Source organism: Bacillus pumilus, assembly GCF_009937765.1.
In the GTDB taxonomy this organism is placed as follows: Bacteria; Bacillota; Bacilli; order Bacillales; family Bacillaceae; genus Bacillus; species Bacillus pumilus_O.
The window spans coordinates 1,078,262-1,096,079 of record NZ_CP047089.1 but is presented as its reverse complement, the minus strand read 5'-3'; the positions used below and the strand labels follow the sequence as shown (position 1 = coordinate 1,096,079).

Below are 17,818 nucleotides of genomic sequence, written 5' to 3'. Positions count from 1 at the left end.
TAAAAGAATATTTTGACAGATTTTCTGTCAGCAAGGAGGCTATTCATGACAACTTTGACAAACGACATGCAGCAAACGGTGAAAGACATCTTTGAACACCTGCACGCTCACCCTGAAATCAGCTGGGAAGAAACGAATACGACGGCTTATCTTGAGGACTTATTGAAGAAAATAGGCTGTCAAACTCGAACATTTGACGACTGTACAGGAGTGATCGGTGAAATTGGAGAAGGTTCACCAGTGGTCGCGGTGAGAGCCGATATTGATGCACTTTGGCAGGAAGTAGATGGTGAGTTTCAAGCCAATCATTCATGTGGTCACGATGCACATATGACAATGGCTCTCGGCACCTTCATGGCATTAAAAGAAAAAGAGCTCCCAAACGGCACCATCCGGTTCATTTTTCAGCCTGCTGAGGAAAAAGGCGGCGGTGCGTTGAAAATGATTGAAGAAGGTGTGCTAGCAGACGTAGATTACTTATACGGAGTACATGTGCGCCCAATTCAAGAAACATTAAACGGACGCTGCGCACCTGCAATTTTGCATGGATCGAGTAATCATTACATCGGCACAATTATTGGTGAGGAAGCTCACGGTGCACGCCCGCATCTAGGGATCAACGTGATTGAAGTGGCTTCTACCCTCGTGCAAAGACTCGCGCATATCCATGTCGACCCAAGAGTTGCACATTCTGTGAAAATGACCAACCTACATGCTGGCGGAGGCAGTTCAAACATCATCCCTGGCAAAGCTTCTTTTACATTAGATGTCAGAGCACAAACAAATGAAGTGATGGATGAACTAGAAAAAGAAATTGAAAGAGCCGTACATTCTGTAGCAGATGCCTTTGGCGCTTCCATTTCACTTTCAACAGATCATCGTCTACCTGCCGCAACTTTGAATGAGGAAGCCGTCCAGATGATGTCTCAAGCCATTGAAAAGGTTTTAGGCAAGGAGCAGCTCGATCCGCCGCTCGTAACGACAGGTGGAGAGGATTTTCACTTTTATGCTGCAAAGCTTCCGCATATCAAATCCACGATGCTTGGTTTAGGCTGTGATCTAGAGCCTGGTCTACATCATCCATATATGACATTCGACCGTTCTGCTATTTTTACTGGCATTGAGATTTTGACTGAAGCTGTTTATCAAACCCTTCAGCAGCATTCATCATAAAATAAAAAACCACCCGTTTTTTAGCGGGTGGTCTACTTGATATTATGCATTCAAATCTGACATGGCTGGGACGTTGATTTCTTTTACACAAGATACCCTTGATAAATGAATCACACATCTCGCAAGCTCCACAATATCCTGTACAGGAATTCTCGTTTCATCATACAGAGCGATCGCTTTCTCGGCTCCATCTTCATATGGTACCTCCGCTGCCAATTCACCCGGATTGATACAGGTAACGGATATTTTATCTTTTCTCACATGCTCTCTTAGTGCATTCACAATTCCGCGCAGACCAAACTTAGATGCGACAAAAGAAACTTGTGGCAGGTTTGTATGATCAAGCCCCGCAGTTGAGCCAACCACGATGATTTTTCCATTCTCCGATTTTCTGACGTTCGGAAGCAGTGCTTGGATGTATGTAATCGTTGAGGTGACATTCACATTGATTAAATGAGCAATATCCTCTGGCTGATCATGATCAAATGAATAATCATCTTCAAAGCCTCGTTTTTCCCATAAGCCGACGTTGTAGATGAGGACATCAATGGTTTTGTTCCCCAATGCTTCGATCATCTGTGGAATATGAGATTGGCTTGATAAATCAATTTTCAGCCAAATTCTATGTACACCGTCATCTAATTTCAAACTGCTCGGTTCACTTCGTGACACAATCCACACTGTATCTCCGCTTGAAGGAAGACCCTTCACAAAAGCATCCCCTAATCCTTGACTTGCACCGAATATGATATAGTTTTTACTCATAGCTCCTCCTTCTATATCTCATGAGCTATCAGTCAGACAGCAGCTCATCTGTAAGCGTTTTATACCTCTATCATATAGGTTCTAAGATCTGGCTGCCTCTTTTATGCCTGTCTTTATTTTTCGCTTATTTGATTTCCTTTAACTCCATTGGTAACGCACGTTCTTCTATAAAGCATTGAACCATATCCATAAACAGTTCTTTCTTTTCAAACGTAAATGTATGTCCAATAGCCGGAACCATCACACCTGCTGCCTGCGGATGTGAATTCGTTATTTTCTTTGCTGACCGTTTCATAATGCCTTTCTCCTTTTCTCCCACTGTGACAAGAATTCGTGCCTTCGCTTGTTGAAACGTGTCTGGGAGCTTGTAATGAAGATTTTCTTGAAACATCGTCAGAAGGGTTTTCTTCTGCAAACTTTTTGAATCCGCCATATAGTGATTGAGTACATCCTTTGGGAGCCCCATCTTTTCAGCTTGGAGCTCGATAAACCAATCTTTCTTTAATAATGGATACGTAAGAGGTAAAAGAGGTCTCACCATCAAGTAAAGCCATGGCAGCGGCTTCACAAGAGCGCTGTTAATGACGGCTATGTCTACGATATCAGGTTCTTTTGATAACACCTCAACGGCAATCTGTGCTCCTAGAGAGAAGCCAACGAGTATCACTTGACGGCCTTGCGCATGCTCCTTGATCAACGAGATGACTTCAAGAGCACTTTCTCGCATGGAAAAGGACTGTTCATCTGCTCTTGTCCCGTGACCAATAAGATCAGGCGTATAGCATTCATACGCTTCCTTGAATGTTTGTATCTGTTCCTGCCACATCCAGCTACTTACTCCTCCGCCATGCAGGAAAATCATGATCGGCTTAACCCTCATCGACAACTCGTTCACCTTCCTTATATATAAGAAAAAAGCAGCCGCTTTTTGAGCAGACTGCTTTTTCATATGCTCCCTTCTATTATAAGGGAACTCCATCATAATTGGCTATTTTTTCAAATCTTCAATCGAGTTGACGTTCTTCATATATGTCGGAACAACTAGACCCATGCGAAGACCTTTCATACTTGTACCTAGATCATCATATTTCCCTTTAAACTTTGCTGCATACGTTTTATGCGTATTTGGCAGCCAAGCAGATAATGATGCATCCGCACTTCCAGTTGCAATTGCTGTCCACATTGGACCTGCTTCCACCTGAGTCAAAGTCACTTTAAATCCGAGCTCACGCAACACTTCTGCAGCAACATTGGTACTTGCAATCTCACTATCCCATGCAACATAGGCAAGATTGACTTTGGCACCATTCGACTTTTTCACGCCTTTTGTCCATTTTGCTACTTGGTCTTTATGTTTCTTCACATATTTAACGGCAGCATCCTTTGGATTGATACCATCTTGGATATCGATCATGACTTCGCCCATGTCATCTTGAGACCATTTAAACTGACCAAGCATTTTGGCTGCATCGGGCTCATCCTTTGCAAACCCCTTACGAGAAATCGTATGAATCTCTTCCGCTTCACCGTAAGATTTTTTTGGATCATCTAAATATTTTAAATCATAGCGAGAAAACATCCAGTGTGGATTCCAACCAGTGATGATGATGGGCTTTTTACGGTCGTAAGATTTCTTGAGTGTTGCAGTCATGGCTGCACTTGATGCAGACACGACCGTCCAATCCTCTAAGCCGTAATCCTTTTTCGCTTGATCCGTTAGCGCCATAATCCCTGAACCAGGATCAATGCCGATAATGGTTTTATTCACCTGCTGTGCCGCACTCGCATTTGAGTCCGACTTTGCACCACAAGCTGCTAGTAAAAAGACAAGCAGGGCGGTCATCCCAATGTAGAGAGACTTTTTCCACATTAAGCATTCCCCCTGGTTTTTTTCGTTTTAATGTTCTGTGTAATACGGTCAAGTGTAATTGCCACAATAACAATGGCAATACCTGCTTCAAAACCAATTCCTGTTTTCAGCTGCGTTACCGCACTATATACTTCTGAACCAAGTCCTGGTGCACCTACCATTGCTGCGATAACAACCATTGATAGAGCAAGCATGATACTTTGGTTAATACCAGCTAGAATGGTTTTTGTTGCAAGTGGAAGCTGAACTTTGAACAAACGCTGGAATGTCGTTGAACCAAAGGCTTCTGTTGCTTCAATTAAATCAGAAGGTACTTGTTTAATACCGAGAATCGTCATACGAATCGTTGGCGGCATAGAGAAAATAACGGATGCCACAACGCCAGGCACAACCCCAATGTTAAAGAAGAAGATGGCAGGTAATAGATAAACGAATGCTGGCATTGTCTGCATCAAATCTAAAATAGGTGTTACAATTTTACGCACAGTTTCCTTCTGTGATGCCCAAATACCGATCGGGACTCCGATCACGATGGAAATGACCACAGCAGTTAAAACGAGCGCAAGTGTTTGAAGCATTGGATGCCAGTAGCCTAAATAGTCGATCAGTAAAAACCCGATAAGTGTGAAAAGAGCAACTCCTCTTGTACTGATCCACCAAGCAATACCGGCAAAAATAAGGGTTAAAATAATGGATGGAATCACACCAAGTGCTGCCACAATTCCATTTACTGTGCCTGCTAATCCATTTGTGATGCCATCAAAGAAACCACCAAACGTTAATGTTAACCAGTCAACAAATTGATCGATATAATCCGCGAACGGAATTCTAGGTAAATCACTCATACTAAACATCTTATTCTACCTCCTGTGCAGAAGGCTCTTGTGTTTTAATTTCCTCAAGCTTGTTAGAAGACATGTTGATATACTCATCATTACCTGATAACGCACCAATTAATGCACCTCTGACCACAATGCCCTTCATTCTGTTTTTCTCATCAACAACGGCAATCGGAATGTTCGCATCAGACACTGCATCAAAGATTTCTGTCAAATACGTAGATTCCAATACGGTTGTAAATTCTTTATCAAGAACAGTTTCTAGCGACGTATTCGTTTCTGCCGCCTTTTTCGCTGCTTGTGCAGAAATAACACCTAATAAATGCTTTTTCTTATCGACTGCATAGATTGACGAAATCCCAAGGTTTTTCATGAGCGTAAGCGCAACACGAGCCCCTTTGTCGATCTGAATTGTTTCTGCACGTTTCATAATATGACCAGCGGTTAATACTTTAGAAAGGTCAACATCTTCAACGAAACGTTCAACATATTCATTCGATGGGTTCATCAATATTTCTTCTGGTGTTCCGATCTGAACGATATTCCCGTCCTTCATGAGCACAATACGGTCGCCAATACGAAGCGCCTCATCTAAATCATGGGTAATGAAAATGATCGTTTTCCCTACAGATGTATGAAGCTCAAGCAATTCATCCTGCATGTCTTTACGAATTAATGGATCGAGTGCGCTGAACGCTTCATCCATTAATAAGATGTCAGGGTCATTTGCTAATGCACGTGCCAATCCAACACGCTGCTGCATCCCACCACTTAATTGGTTTGGATATTGCTCTTCAAAGCCTTCTAGTCCAACAAGCTTTAAAGATTCAAGCGCTTTTGAGCGGCGCTCTTCTTTGTCTACACCTTGTAATTCAAGACCATACTCTGTGTTTTCAAGAATGGTGCGGTGCGGGAACAATGCGAAGTTTTGGAAGACCATGCTGATCTTTTTACGTCTAACTTCACGCAATTGATCCTTTGACATATTTGTTATCATATCCCCATCAATATATATTTCGCCGGAGGTTGGTTCGATTAACCTATTTAGCAGCCGCACAAGTGTGGACTTTCCGCTCCCTGATAGCCCCATGATGACAAATATCTCGCCGTCATACACATCAAAATTTGCTCGATTGACACCAACTGTTGCGCCGGTCTCTTTTAGGATCTCTCTTTTTGTTTTCCCTTTTTCAAGCATTTGAGATGCTTTTTTAGCATTTTTACCGAAAATTTTAGATACATTATTTATCTTGATTTTGATATTTCTCTCTTCAGAATTCATATTTTCCCTCCAAATTAGCATCTTAATAACCGTAACATAAGCGTTATGATGCGAACAATCTTTAGAATTCGCTTATTTCTGCACAATATGTATGAATTCCATATAAGAGGTCTGGTGATTAGAGTTTATACGCCGTATTACTCGTAAATCCTATAGAATGCTTCATAAACTACATATTTTACGGGGTATTTCCTCTCACCAGACAATATTTTACTGGAAATTCCTAATTGTGCTAAAAAATGACTCGAATCCTTACCATAGCGGACTTTTGCAAACATGGGTGAACCATTCCCCTGAACAGGATTTACCCGAAAATGGTCACGTAGAAACCTTTTTTATTCAAATTTTAATTAAAATATTAAAAAAACTGCCTGCAACCTTAGTTACAGACAGCTTATTTTTTTAGGACTCTAGTGCAGCTCGCTTAATATTATCTTGCAGCTCAAGCATACGTTTTGTTCCATCTTCGCGTAATCGTTTGTTTTCTTCTTCGATCTGCTTTGTCTCTTTCATCCCTTGTACAATCGTATTAAAGGAAGATTCAATTGTTTCAATGTCGATACTTGGACGTCCAGACAATTTGGCAATCTCCACGCTTTGGCTTGAAATGTTTTCAGCATTTCGTTTTAGCATCTCATTTGTTCTTCTATCCAGCTCACTCATTGAATCAGCCACAAGCTTTTGTCTTTTCGCTGTCACAGCTTGAATGATGCCATTTTTAAAGATAGGTATCGTGATGATGAACGCTGAGTTGATTTTACCGATGAGTTTCGTATTCCCACGCTGCAATAAACGAATTTGCGGTGCCGTTTGAAGAGCTACCATCCGTGCCATATCAAGGTCATATACACGCTCTTCCAATGCTTGAATACCGTTACGAAGTGTATCAAGCTCCATTTGTGCTAGTTGGTTTCCACTAGCCGCTTTTTCTTCATAAGAAGGAACCAATTGCTTTAATTCCTCGATTTTCATTTGACCGGCAACGACATACTTTTCAAGCTCCATATAGTATTGAATGTTATGCTCATACATTTCTTCAAGCGTCACAGTCGATTTGGTCATTTCGTCTTTATATTTACTGATTTCCACATTAATTTTTTCAATTTCTGCACCGAGCGTTTGATATTTACTGAAAATCTTTTCAATCATGCTGCCGCCGCGCTTAAAGATTTTTGACAGTAAGCCACCCTTTGGCTCGTCAAAATCATTTTTATCAAAACGATCCATAATTTTTCCAAGCTGCGTCAGCATCGTCCCTGAATCAGTCACGCTTGTTGAACGCATCATTGAAAGAATACGATCTGAGAACTTAGAAATTTCTACAGCCGGCTGTTTTCCGTATTCAAGTAGCTCCAGCTGATTTTTCGCATCGATCTGTCTAGCAATATTTTGCACTTCTGGTTCATTTCGAAGCTGAACGCGAATATCGTCTGCCTTCTCAATGGAGATTTCCTCTTTATCAATTGAAATGATGTCATTTCCGTTTGTATTTGTCATAAGTTTTGATCTCCTTATCGGTTTTTAATGGATTGAAATAATTTTCTAACGATGGACGGCTCTTTAAACTCCTGGTTCATGACCATGTCATCAAGCCAATGGGTATCAAATAATTGGTCATCTATATACCGCTCGATACACTGGTATCCCGCCGGATGATACACGAAGAGATCCACACCCATTTCATTTAGGAAAATGAGGGCAGCCGCATCAGAACGAGTCAGCTCACCATTATATTCCGTATGATATAAAATCACTTTCGGTACGGTTTGCGCATAATCAAAGTTTTGAATGAGTTCAATGAGCTCCTGACCAATATGCAGTACCTGTTTGAATAAATAAATACGTACATCTAATTCAGTCTCATTGCCTTCCTTTAATAGCTTCGGATGCTGACAGATTCGAGATATTGCCTCTGCTATCGCACGCTGCGTCCCCTCATATAGATGAGAAAATTGCCACACATTGCTTTTCATTAATAATTCAGGATCAATCTCTCCAGCAGATGAAAGGGCGTGCTGATAATGAAATTGATAATTCGATGTCACTTCTTTCGTAAAAGGGAAATGGCGAATGGTCTTCGTCTCTTTCCATTCCATTAACGTGTGGATACGATCCCAGTATTCACGTTTGTCTCGTGTGACTCCCATCATTTTCGCAAAGAGATTTGGAATCTGTATCGTGTCGCGGTCTGCTTGAAAATTAGGGCGAATAAAGGATCGTTCCTTTGCAATCAAAAACAACTCATCATACGTTGTCTTCAGCGTAATAGAATGAGGAGTATGATCTCTGAATTGCCACGGCTTATACAGCATTGAATCTTCCGTATGGAGCACCTCTTCAAGCTCTCTTGTCGAGCGGTACGCCACCGTCGATTTCCTCTCAGGCTTTTCAGTAGGGAACGGTTCCAGCTTCGTAGTCCCCGGATACTGATCAATAAAAGTCAGCTTTTCTTCTGGATCTAGTTCGCGGAACGAATCCTCGCCCTCTGGATGAAATAGTACAACATCACAGCCAATCAGCATGACATAGTAAAGAAAATAAAGCTGACTTTTATTCGCCTCTCCATACCAAATGACAGCCGGCATTTTTTCTTCTATATTGACTTCCTTCAGCCATGGACCTAGATGATTATTTGAGAACTTTACGACATCCAGCAAAACACGGCGGAAATCGGGATGCTGAAATCCGCCTTCATGCAGCTGCTTGAAATGCTCAAACACCTTGATCAATGAAAGACGGATATGCCGGTTCATCACTGGGTTTGGATGGCGTACAATCAGCTGTTCACCATCTAAGAAAGCCACAAAGCGATTCACGGACAGTCCCTTTTCTTCTTGGTTAATCAAATGAATGCGTTGAAGCGCTTGAAAATGCTCCGGCTCAATATGACGATTGAGCGTTTCACTTAAAATATGAATGCCATCTGTTTCATATAATTCATGTAAATAAATAAAATAATCGGTTGCATCATGCGGAGTTCCAAGGACCCGGGCGGCGAGACGCGGCAAGGACAATGTATGCTCGTCCTTTACATAACCATCTCTTTCAGGGAGCGGCTTTTTCAGCACGTTTTTCCAGGCTTCCTGCTCTGCCCGTGTTTGGTTAACAATGATTTCTTTATAACTCACGCCGCTCCTTCCTTTCTCCTATATTTTCTCGAAAGCTACTACTATCATATCATTCACCCTTCTACTTCTGCTATCGAATCGAGGGCTTTTTTGCGGTCGTCATCTGCTTTTTGACACAAGCGGTGATTTCATCTGCTGCTGCCATGCCAGATGCTGCTGTCGGCTCAAGTAACGGATCAAAGTCGAGCACTTCTCCATGCCTTGGGGCAAAGCCCATATCTGCCTGTCGAATAAGTCCTGCATCTAAGAGGGAATCACCCGCTCCATATACATATTCAAGCGCCAGCCGTTCCTTTAGAAAAGCAACAGCATCCCACTTATTAAGCGGTGCCGGAATAAAATAAAGCTTCCGCCCTTGTAGAGACACCTGCCAGCCTCTCTCCTCGCCCCACTGCTTCAATTCGGCAAGTGGAATGCGAGAAAGATACTCATCTTTCATAATCAAATAAAGAAATCTTCCCTCTGCTGTCCGGGTACGCTTCACCCATGCTGCAACTGGCAGTTCGGAGATGGCTCTTAGCATCTCTCTGACTGACATACACGCTTTGAGCCTCTCATCAACAATGACCTGCCAATCCTCAAGCGGCTTGCCGTGATGAAGGATACAGCCCCCATTTGTCGTGACGGCATACTCCGGTTTGAGCTCTTGCTGAAAGAAGGTGATCCGTTCATACTGAGCGGTCGTTCTTGTCGTCACTGGAATGAACCAGCCTAACTGATGAATCATCTTCAAAGACTTCTTCGTTTCAACCGACATATAGGAAAGCGGGCGCTCATCCAGCATCTCAACTAAATCATAATCTCCATCATACTCATAGTGATCTAACACTCGGTGTGAATAAATCAGCGTCCGGTCTAAATCACTGGCAAACGCACTTGTCTTCATGATGTCTGCTCCAACGGACGAATAAGTCCACAGCACGTATAGGACATATTGGCATATTCAATGACAGGAACGCCTCTGTCCTCTGCCAGAAGCAAAATATGCTTTAGCTTTTCCTGAGACCCAGGCTGAATTAAGATTTTCCAAGGAATTCTTCTCAGCAGCACACGGGTCGTCTCACCAACACCCGGTTTAATCAAATGAGTGTTTTCAATTTGAAACTCCTGACCGATCGCTTCAATCGACGCCATCCCCCGCCAATCCGCAGGTATTCCTTGCGTGAGGATGGTCTCTGCTTTCTCTTTTAGATTTGGTTCGAGGCTAGAAAAGGCTTCTTCAATTGTATCCACATACAGATTGGACACATCCTCATCAAGCAACTCTTCATAATATTTTGCCCCATGGAAATCATCGGCATTGATCCAGCGGTTGTTTAGTACCGTCCGACTAACAAGTCCAGATACAGTCGAATTCAGACAAGCACTAGGAATGAGAAAGTCCTCTCTCGTTCCGTAGACTTGTGTACAATAGCCTGGATCAGCGAGTACAGCCAGTTCACTAGAAAGACGAATACCGTACTTTCTTTCAAAATCAATCACCGCTTGTTGGAGCTCTCTCGAAATCGCACCTTTTCCGGTCCATCCATCAATAAAGGCAATCTCATAGCCCGGATGTTCCTTGAGCATATAATGCAGCGCATTCTCATCAATTCCTCGATCACGAATAATTGAGATGCTGTAATGAGGCAATTCAAGACCATATGTCTTTCGAATATATCGTTTGATGAGCACCCCGATCGGCGTTCCCGCTCTAGCCAAACTGCAAAGCACCGTTTGGAAGCCTCGCCTTTTCACAATCTGTTCTGCTACAACAGCTACTGCTTCTGCTACCTTCTCCTTACTTTCTTTCAGAGATTCATAGAATAAATCCATATAAGATTCCGTTGGTTTATATTCAATCGGCAGCATTTCTGAATAATGCGCACCACTCTGAATTGAACGCTCCCGCTCCTCTGTACTTTTTTCCATCTCAATGGATGATAAATCTTTGAGTAAGAAGGTTACATCCTGCTCTGGATAGCTTCCCATCTTTGTATACACATTAGCCATTCACCTTCACCTCATCTGATAAAGTCACAATATGCACATGCTTCACATGCCGCTCAGCAAATAAATGAACAAGCGGAAGCAATGCCTCCTGAGAGACCCTTTTCTCAAAGAAGAGAAATACATCATCATATTGACCTTTTGGTATGTTGTACACGTAATGCTGAATTCGAGCATCCTCTGGACTCACAAAAGTGAACCCATTTTGAACAGCATATCCATCCTTTTCAACTGGATGAATAGGGCTTCTCGTCGTTGAATGAAAGAGAACGCCCTCTCCCATATGGGCAGCTACTCTCATCGGTATATACATCAGCTCACCTGTTCCTAAACAAAGTGTCTGCTTTCCTTTGCGTTCTTTCTTCAGTTTCAATCCAGCCTCTGCAGCTGCTTGGTCGATGGCTGCCGTATTTGCTGCGTTTAAACCAAAACGACCCGTTTCATGTATATATGGCGAATGACCTGCCGAATTGGTTGCATGAGAACGTGCATACGGCACTTGCTGAAAGAAAGATTGAAGAGAGTGAAAAGAGAGATTTGGCAGATCCTTTTGCTCAGCAATCTCATACGAATAAGCTGGTTCATCCAGCGTTTTGCCCCGAAAGACCATTTTCCCTTTTAATAAAGACAATGAGGTGATGTGAATACCAAGCTCCTTTTCAAGCTCACACATGGCTTTTTCGTGCTCCTCTGTCCTCCAGTCTAAAATAGAAAGAATTGTGTAAGAATGTCGCGGGTGCTTTGCATGAAGATCCCGGATGATATTGATATTCGTACGACCTGTCGTGACTTCATCATCTACTAGCACGATAGGACGATCTGTTCTAAGCAATGATACGTCTGCATAACAAAGCTGATCCGTTGCATGTGAATGCTCTTCTTCAAAGACCAATGAAGGATCAAGATCCAGCAGCTGCTCACGTGTCGTATGAATGTAAGATGCTCCTTCTAAGACGTCATACACACCGTGTCCAAGAGCGGTTGCTGTTTCTGCAAAGCCGATCACGATCGGCTGTTTTCCTACTGAAAGTTTCTCTTTTTTGAGCGCTTCGTAGGCTTTAGATGATACCGCGTGGTCATCTGTCTTAAGTGCTTCTACTAAAAGGTCTTGATGCGGAGACGTCTTGCCTGTTTGTTCTTTGGCATACGCCATGGCTAAAAGACCCGAGACAAGGAGCGGTTTGACTGGATGAACAGGAATGTGTTTGCCAAGCACCTTACTAACAAATAAAAAGGCTCTTTTTTTGTTCACCCTTGCCGCCATGTCAAAAAGATGCTTTTTTTCTAGGTGAAGCGCACCTTCTTTGAGATCAAGCTCAACTTCCATATGTTCCAAGATGCTCAGCGTATGCGGCTTCTGCTTCTGTGAGTATGTCGATATAGTTTCTGTTTTCATGAAACACCCCATAAATATCTGACTTCATTAAAATGTGCTCTGCCCATCTGTAATGGGGCTTCGTTTCATTCATTTTATTAGAGAAGGTACTCTTCATTACGCCAATTGTGCCGTCTGCATGTTCAAGAATGCTTAATGCATCCATATACTCTTCCTTCGTCACAACATACATGCTTTGAACAGGCTTGAGATGTGTTGGATGAATAACCGTCTTCCCATGAATGCCGTTAGCCACATCGAGTTTTGTCTCCTTCAGTAAACCTTGTACGTCATCAAATTCAGATGAAGACGATTCACCACTCTTATGAGAAAGTGCCCGAATGAATGGCTTTTGTTCCTTTCGCGCAGGACCAAAATGCTCCCACACAGCCCCAGATATCACAAAAGAACGGCCAAAATAATTGATGATATCTGTGATCAAGTCAGCAATCAAATGAATTTCATATATGGTCGTGTCACGATCACGGCGAATCCCGTACAAACCACAAAGATCCGTTGCCCCAATGCGAATATTCAAAATATATTCCTCGTCATTCAGCAAAATCTGCTTTAACTCTGACAACACCGTATATCTTGTTTCTTTTTCTAGTAAATCGGGTGTTTCCAAAATGGGCATCCCATAAAGGATTGTCTGCGTTTTGGCCGATGCCTGTTTCAGACTGTCCAAATAATCTTTCGCATTATGAACCGAGCACTTCGGGAACACAAAACCGGTAAGTAATTGAAGAGAGGAACCGAGCAAGTCTGCCATTTTGAGCAGCTGTTTCGGCGAACGAACGCGAATAAATATAAGAGGCAAATGTTCAGCCGTTTCAGGAGCATGCGTGACTTTCTCTTTGAGACTGGCCAGTTGTGCCACTAGATTCTGTTCGGCCATATCCACTTCTTGATCACCGATGGCATCCTCCAAGCAAAAGACAACAGAGCAAAGCGCTTCATATTTCTGCGACAGCAGCATATCTGCTATATCTTGTCTTGTCGCAGGCATATACAAAGTAGCACCTAATGCATGCGCAAGTACGTGCCTTGGTGTCAATGAATGCATCGCCCCCGGCCGCTTGAAAAAAAGATCGTGCTGCATCGCCTCTGATAAAAATCGAAAATACCGCATGCTGTGCCACCTCCTGTTGTTTAGAGAAAATCAATAACCTGATGATTCAAAAAAGGATGGAGCCGCTAGTCAACTCCATTCCTTTTTGATCACCTATTCTTCTTTTGAAGCCGCAGCTTCGTTTGTCACATCTTGATGTTTCTTCTTATTGATTTTATGAACAATAAACGTCCCGATAAACGCTAGAATAATAATCGCAAAGAATGCAAGATGCGGAATTTCAATATGGGCAGCACTTAAGCCCATTTTGATGGCAATAATCCCAATGAGAATAAACGCGGTATTCTCAAGCTCAGGAATACGGTCAATGAGGACAAGGAATAACTGTGCCACTGTACGCATCATGAGAATACCAAGCATTCCGCCTAAAAGCAGAATCCATACTTCCTCAGATACAGCGAATGCCGCAAGAATACTGTCCACCGAGAAGGCAAGGTCCATAATTTCCACAGAAATAACGGTTGCCCAGAACACGCCAAATACGCGAATCATCCAGCCTTCTTTTTTCAATTCCTTCGCTTCATCATCGCCGTCACCTAACCAGAAGTGCTTAATGACAAGCCATGCTAAATATGCAGCTCCGAGAACCTTAATCCACCAGAATTTAATCAGCAGCATCCCTACGCCAATGAATAGAAAACGGAAGAAATAAGCGCCAATTAATCCGTAGGTTAATGCCTTTTTACGCTGCTTTTCTGGTAAGTGTTTCACCATGACGGCTAATACAAGTGCGTTATCTGCTGATAACAATCCTTCAAGCACAACAAGGGTCCCAATGAGCCCCCAAGAGACAGGGTTTGTTAATACCTCTGCCCACATATGCCAATCAAAAAACGAAGCATAGGTGTCCAACATATGTTTCAAAATGTCCAACTGGTTTTCCTCCTATAAGTGTAGAAGCATCAGCAGGCTTTCGCCTGCTGTTATTCTTGATCGCTGTTTCTTTCTCACTTTGGAAAAGGCCCTCATATGAGTCATTGGCAGCGCCTCTTGAATCGATTGATGTCTCGTCGTTTATACTTCTAACCCATAATTTTGACAAAGAGCTGCAAGTCCGCCAGAGAATCCGCTTCCGATCGCGTTAAACTTCCAATCGCTTCCGTGGCGGTATAGTTCACATACCACAACAGCTGTTTCAATTGAGAAGTCTTCCCCTAAATCAAAGCGAATCAATTCTTCCCCGCCCTCTTCATTTACAACACGAACAAACGCATTTGAGACTTGTCCAAAATTCTGGCTGCGCGCCTCTGCATCATGAATCGTTACTGTAATTCCGATACGATCAATGTTAGCAGGAATTTTTGAGAAATCAACGAGAATTTGCTCGTCATCTCCATCTCCTTCACCCGTCCGGTTATCACCTGTATGAGTGACACTGCCGCTTGGATGCTGAAGGTTATTATAGAAAACAAAGTCTGTGTCTTGCTGACAACGATTGTTTGCATCCACTAAGAATGCTGAAGCGTCCAAATCAAATTCGGCTCCACCTGAATATTTATTCGTATCCCACCCAAGACCGATCATCACTTTCGTCAGTCCTGGGTTGGTTTTTGTTAAATCGACACGTTGTCCTTTTGATAGCTGAATCGCCATATTCGAATCTCTCCTGTCCGTTGAAAATATAAAACGAGCTGTTACCCGATATCTAATCCGAAGTCCGTTGCAATGCGGGCAAGTCCGCCTTGATAGCCCGATCCGACAGCTGAGAATTTCCATTCTCCGCCGTGACGGTATAATTCACCTACAATAATCGCTGTCTCAATAGAGAAGTCCTCTGCCAAATCGTAGCGAATCAGTTCTTCATTTGATGCTGCATTTAAAATACGGACGTAAGCGTTAGAAACCTGTCCAAAGTTTTGGCTGCGTGCTTCTGCGTCATGGATTGTAATGACGAAGGAGATTTTCTCAATACTCGCTGGTACAGTTGAAAGATCAACATTGACCTGCTCGTCATCTCCGTCTCCTTCACCTGTACGGTTATCGCCTGTATGTACGATACTTCCGCCACCGCCAGTCGTTTGATTGTAGAAAACAAAGTCAGATGGAGAGTTTGCTTTCCCTGCTGCATCTAAAAGGAATACGCTTGCGTCTAGATCAAAGTCATGTCCGCCATCATACTTGTTTACATCCCAGCCAAGACCTACGACTACTTTTGTTAAACCTGGATTCGTTTTTGTTAAATCAATTTTTTGACCTTTCGCTAAAGAAATTCCCACTAGGAATCTCTCCCTTCTGATTAAATGTAGTTTCTCGTAATATCGGCAAGCTTCGCATCGTTTGTACCATTTCCTACAGCAACAAACTTCCATTCATTTTCGTGGCGATAAAGCTCTCCAACGATTAATGATGTTTTCCCTGCATATTCATCTTTTAAATTATATTTCACTAGTTCTTGATTGTTTGAACGATCGACAATGCGAATGTACGCATTTTGAATCATACCAAAATGTTGATTTCTTCTAAGTGCATCATAGATGTTCACTACAAACACCAATTTATTCACATTGCCTGGCACCTTGCTTAAGTTGACGAGGACTTGTTCATCATCTCCGTCTCCTTCACCTGTCAGGTTGTCACCTGTATGCTCAACACTGCCGCACTTGCTTTTCAAGTTACCAAAGTAAATCAAATCTTTATTTTCAACAAACTTATCATTTTTCAGCATGAGCACTGAAGCGTCACAATCAATATCAGCGCCGCCTCCGCCACCAAACAGCTTTCCTAAAAATCCGCCGCCTTGTGATACAGGATCCCAGCCAAGTCCAACAAGAATATTCGTTAGCCCTGCTTTGCCTTTTGTTAAATCAATACGTTGACCCTTTTCTAATGTAATCGCCAAATCAATCACTCCTCCAGCATAATAAAAATCTATTTATTAAGCGATGGACCCTATTAAAATCATCATACATGAAAATTCGACAAAATTCATGAAATGACCTTGGAGCCTCTTACTCTTTTTTCTATTTACTAGTATATACGATCTACGTTCAAGATAGGTTTCAAACAGATGATATTTTTTTAACGAAAGATCCATGTTGAAAATGATTCATGTCGTAAATGAAGTGTTTCATGTGAAACATTGTCGAAAATTCTTGTCCATAGCTCTTACTGATAAATAACGTATTAATGTGGTTTCATATGTTGAAATAGAAAAGATAAAGCATAAGCTCAAAGAATAAACCCTTTCGTTTCCTTCCATCCGTTGATTTCTTTATACTTGTATCCAACGTATTATCGAAAGGATGTTGATGATGCCATCACTTCATATATTAGATCAAGTCGCCATTCCTAAAGGTCAGACAGCACAAGAGCCATTGATTCACACAACGCAGCTGGCTCAGCTTGCAGAAACCCTTGGGTATGAGCGTTATTGGTTTGCTGAACACCACAGCACAAGAGGGCTCGCTAGTACAGCACCTGAAATATTAATGGCACATATTGCCGCTCATACATCGACCTTACGTACCGGGTCTGGCGGCATTTTACTTCCGCAGTACAGCCCCTTTAAAGTAGCAGAGGTCACGCGGCAGCTTGAAGCTCTGTATCCAGGACGAATTGAAATCGGTGTCGGTAAATCTCCGGGCGGAATTGAAAGGACGAGACTGGCTTTGACAGACGGCGTGCATAAAGACCTATCTCAGTTTGACCGCCAGCTGAAGGATCTTCTCTTTTACTTATCAGACAGCCTGCCTTCTGGACACCCGCATGCAGGAGTCAAAGCTTCTCCGCTTGTTGATGCTCATCCGCCGGTTTGGCTGCTTGGTTTAGGAGAAAATAGCGCCATGCAAGCAGCAGAGCTTGGAATCAACTATATTTTTGGTCACTTTATCCACCCTGCACGCGGTAAACAAGCATTCGAGACGTATCGATCTCACTTTTCTCCATCTGTCTTTTCCACTCAGCCGCACGCTATGTTTGCCGTGTTTGTCATTTGTGGTGAAACTGATGAAGAGGCCGAACGGATCGCCAGTAGTACAGATTTATGGCTGCTGCGTGTTGAAAAAGGACTGGACAGCCGCGTCCCCTCTATAGAAGAGGCTAGTACCTATCACTACACCTCGCAGGAAAAGAAAAAAGTGTTACAAAACCGCCAGCGGATGATCGTCGGCTCAAAGGCAACGGTAAAAGAGCAATTACTTCGCTTGATGGACCGCTATCAAACGGATGACATCATGATTCTCAACAATTCATTTGATCCGATAGAAAAACAGCGTTCCTTCAAACGAATCGCAGAACTATTTTGAAGCCAATCCCCTTGGCTTCTT

17 protein-coding genes are annotated in these 17,818 nt (G+C 42.7%); 2 read left to right on the top strand and 15 right to left on the bottom strand.

Annotation, left to right across the window (positions count from 1 at the left end; all coding sequences use genetic code 11):
- Nucleotides 1-45: 45 nt before the first annotated feature.
- Nucleotides 46-1,173, top strand: a complete 1,128-nt coding sequence (locus GPS65_RS05450; RefSeq protein WP_012008845.1) for a M20 peptidase aminoacylase family protein — start codon at nt 46-48, stop codon at nt 1,171-1,173.
- Nucleotides 1,174-1,215: 42 nt separating this feature from the next.
- Here GPS65_RS05450 and GPS65_RS05445 read toward each other — a convergent pair whose 3' ends face one another.
- From GPS65_RS05445 to GPS65_RS05375, 15 genes are all read right to left on the bottom strand, one after another.
- Nucleotides 1,216-1,938, bottom strand: coding sequence for an SDR family NAD(P)-dependent oxidoreductase (locus tag GPS65_RS05445; RefSeq protein WP_012008844.1), 723 nt, complete (start codon nt 1,936-1,938; stop codon nt 1,216-1,218).
- Nucleotides 1,939-2,062: 124 nt separating this feature from the next.
- Nucleotides 2,063-2,887 carry an alpha/beta fold hydrolase gene (locus tag GPS65_RS05440; protein ID WP_144481905.1) on the bottom strand — a complete coding sequence of 275 codons (825 nt, stop codon included), beginning with the start codon at nt 2,885-2,887 and terminating at the stop codon, nt 2,063-2,065.
- Nucleotides 2,888-2,926: 39 nt separating this feature from the next.
- A complete protein-coding gene (locus GPS65_RS05435) occupies nt 2,927-3,808 on the bottom strand; it encodes a glycine betaine ABC transporter substrate-binding protein (RefSeq protein WP_012008842.1) in 882 nt (293 codons plus the stop codon).
- Nucleotides 3,808-4,653 (bottom strand): glycine/proline betaine ABC transporter permease subunit OpuAB, encoded by an 846-nt coding sequence (gene opuAB, locus GPS65_RS05430; RefSeq protein ID WP_012008841.1) that lies wholly within the window; start codon nt 4,651-4,653, stop codon nt 3,808-3,810. Before opuAB ends, GPS65_RS05435 begins: the two co-directional genes overlap by 1 nt.
- A gap of 10 nt (nt 4,654-4,663) precedes the next feature.
- The gene (gene opuAA, locus GPS65_RS05425) at nt 4,664-5,929 is read right to left on the bottom strand and encodes a glycine/proline betaine ABC transporter ATP-binding protein OpuAA (RefSeq protein WP_012008840.1); all 1,266 of its coding nucleotides are present in this window, start codon (nt 5,927-5,929) and stop codon (nt 4,664-4,666) included.
- 402 nt (nt 5,930-6,331) lie between these two features.
- The gene (locus GPS65_RS05420; protein ID WP_003217200.1) at nt 6,332-7,426 is read right to left on the bottom strand and encodes a toxic anion resistance protein; all 1,095 of its coding nucleotides are present in this window, start codon (nt 7,424-7,426) and stop codon (nt 6,332-6,334) included.
- A 14-nt stretch (nt 7,427-7,440) separates the two neighbouring features.
- Entirely contained in the window at nt 7,441-9,057 is a 1,617-nt protein-coding gene (locus GPS65_RS05415) for a YceG family protein (protein ID WP_144481904.1), read from the bottom strand.
- A 70-nt stretch (nt 9,058-9,127) separates the two neighbouring features.
- The gene (locus GPS65_RS05410; RefSeq protein ID WP_119124374.1) at nt 9,128-9,943 is read right to left on the bottom strand and encodes an HAD family hydrolase; all 816 of its coding nucleotides are present in this window, start codon (nt 9,941-9,943) and stop codon (nt 9,128-9,130) included.
- A complete protein-coding gene (locus GPS65_RS05405) occupies nt 9,940-11,049 on the bottom strand; it encodes a cysteine protease StiP family protein (protein WP_119124373.1) in 1,110 nt (369 codons plus the stop codon). The genes GPS65_RS05410 and GPS65_RS05405 overlap by 4 nt, the downstream gene beginning before the upstream one ends.
- Nucleotides 11,042-12,373 carry a phosphoribosyltransferase family protein gene (locus GPS65_RS05400; protein ID WP_119124372.1) on the bottom strand — a complete coding sequence of 444 codons (1,332 nt, stop codon included), beginning with the start codon at nt 12,371-12,373 and terminating at the stop codon, nt 11,042-11,044. Before GPS65_RS05400 ends, GPS65_RS05405 begins: the two co-directional genes overlap by 8 nt.
- The gene (locus GPS65_RS05395) at nt 12,363-13,553 is read right to left on the bottom strand and encodes an HpcH/HpaI aldolase/citrate lyase family protein (RefSeq protein ID WP_119124371.1); all 1,191 of its coding nucleotides are present in this window, start codon (nt 13,551-13,553) and stop codon (nt 12,363-12,365) included. Before GPS65_RS05395 ends, GPS65_RS05400 begins: the two co-directional genes overlap by 11 nt.
- A 93-nt stretch (nt 13,554-13,646) precedes the next feature.
- The gene (locus GPS65_RS05390; RefSeq protein ID WP_012008834.1) at nt 13,647-14,426 is read right to left on the bottom strand and encodes a TerC family protein; all 780 of its coding nucleotides are present in this window, start codon (nt 14,424-14,426) and stop codon (nt 13,647-13,649) included.
- 141 nt (nt 14,427-14,567) lie between these two features.
- Nucleotides 14,568-15,146, bottom strand: a complete 579-nt coding sequence (locus GPS65_RS05385) for a TerD family protein (RefSeq protein ID WP_007498343.1) — start codon at nt 15,144-15,146, stop codon at nt 14,568-14,570.
- Between the two features lie 41 nt (nt 15,147-15,187).
- Nucleotides 15,188-15,769, bottom strand: coding sequence for a TerD family protein (locus tag GPS65_RS05380; protein ID WP_008342133.1), 582 nt, complete (start codon nt 15,767-15,769; stop codon nt 15,188-15,190).
- Between the two features lie 20 nt (nt 15,770-15,789).
- On the bottom strand, nt 15,790-16,392 hold the full coding sequence (locus GPS65_RS05375) for a TerD family protein (RefSeq protein WP_008342134.1): 603 nt from the start codon (nt 16,390-16,392) through the stop codon (nt 15,790-15,792).
- Nucleotides 16,393-16,804: 412 nt separating this feature from the next.
- On the opposite strand from GPS65_RS05375, the gene GPS65_RS05370 reads away from it, so the two are divergent.
- On the top strand, nt 16,805-17,797 hold the full coding sequence (locus GPS65_RS05370; protein ID WP_161985358.1) for an LLM class flavin-dependent oxidoreductase: 993 nt from the start codon (nt 16,805-16,807) through the stop codon (nt 17,795-17,797).
- Nucleotides 17,798-17,818 lie beyond the last annotated feature (21 nt).

What these genes read in the sequence shown, in the direction of transcription:
- GPS65_RS05370 (WP_161985358.1), top strand. Translation starts at nt 16,805, where the DNA reads ATGCCATCACTTCATATATTAGATCAAGTCGCCATTCCTAAAGGTCAG.
- opuAA (WP_012008840.1), bottom strand. Translation starts at nt 5,929, where the DNA reads ATGAATTCTGAAGAGAGAAATATCAAAATCAAGATAAATAATGTATCT.
- GPS65_RS05420 (WP_003217200.1), bottom strand. Translation starts at nt 7,426, where the DNA reads ATGACAAATACAAACGGAAATGACATCATTTCAATTGATAAAGAGGAA.
- opuAB (WP_012008841.1), bottom strand. Translation starts at nt 4,653, where the DNA reads ATGAGTGATTTACCTAGAATTCCGTTCGCGGATTATATCGATCAATTT.
- GPS65_RS05385 (WP_007498343.1), bottom strand. Translation starts at nt 15,146, where the DNA reads ATGGCGATTCAGCTATCAAAAGGACAACGTGTCGATTTAACAAAAACC.
- GPS65_RS05405 (WP_119124373.1), bottom strand. Translation starts at nt 11,049, where the DNA reads ATGGCTAATGTGTATACAAAGATGGGAAGCTATCCAGAGCAGGATGTA.
- GPS65_RS05450 (WP_012008845.1), top strand. Translation starts at nt 46, where the DNA reads ATGACAACTTTGACAAACGACATGCAGCAAACGGTGAAAGACATCTTT.
- GPS65_RS05400 (WP_119124372.1), bottom strand. Translation starts at nt 12,373, where the DNA reads ATGGAAGTTGAGCTTGATCTCAAAGAAGGTGCGCTTCACCTAGAAAAA.
- GPS65_RS05410 (WP_119124374.1), bottom strand. Translation starts at nt 9,943, where the DNA reads ATGAAGACAAGTGCGTTTGCCAGTGATTTAGACCGGACGCTGATTTAT.
- GPS65_RS05435 (WP_012008842.1), bottom strand. Translation starts at nt 3,808, where the DNA reads ATGTGGAAAAAGTCTCTCTACATTGGGATGACCGCCCTGCTTGTCTTT.
- GPS65_RS05445 (WP_012008844.1), bottom strand. Translation starts at nt 1,938, where the DNA reads ATGAGTAAAAACTATATCATATTCGGTGCAAGTCAAGGATTAGGGGAT.
- GPS65_RS05440 (WP_144481905.1), bottom strand. Translation starts at nt 2,887, where the DNA reads ATGAAAAAGCAGTCTGCTCAAAAAGCGGCTGCTTTTTTCTTATATATA.
- GPS65_RS05395 (WP_119124371.1), bottom strand. Translation starts at nt 13,553, where the DNA reads ATGCGGTATTTTCGATTTTTATCAGAGGCGATGCAGCACGATCTTTTT.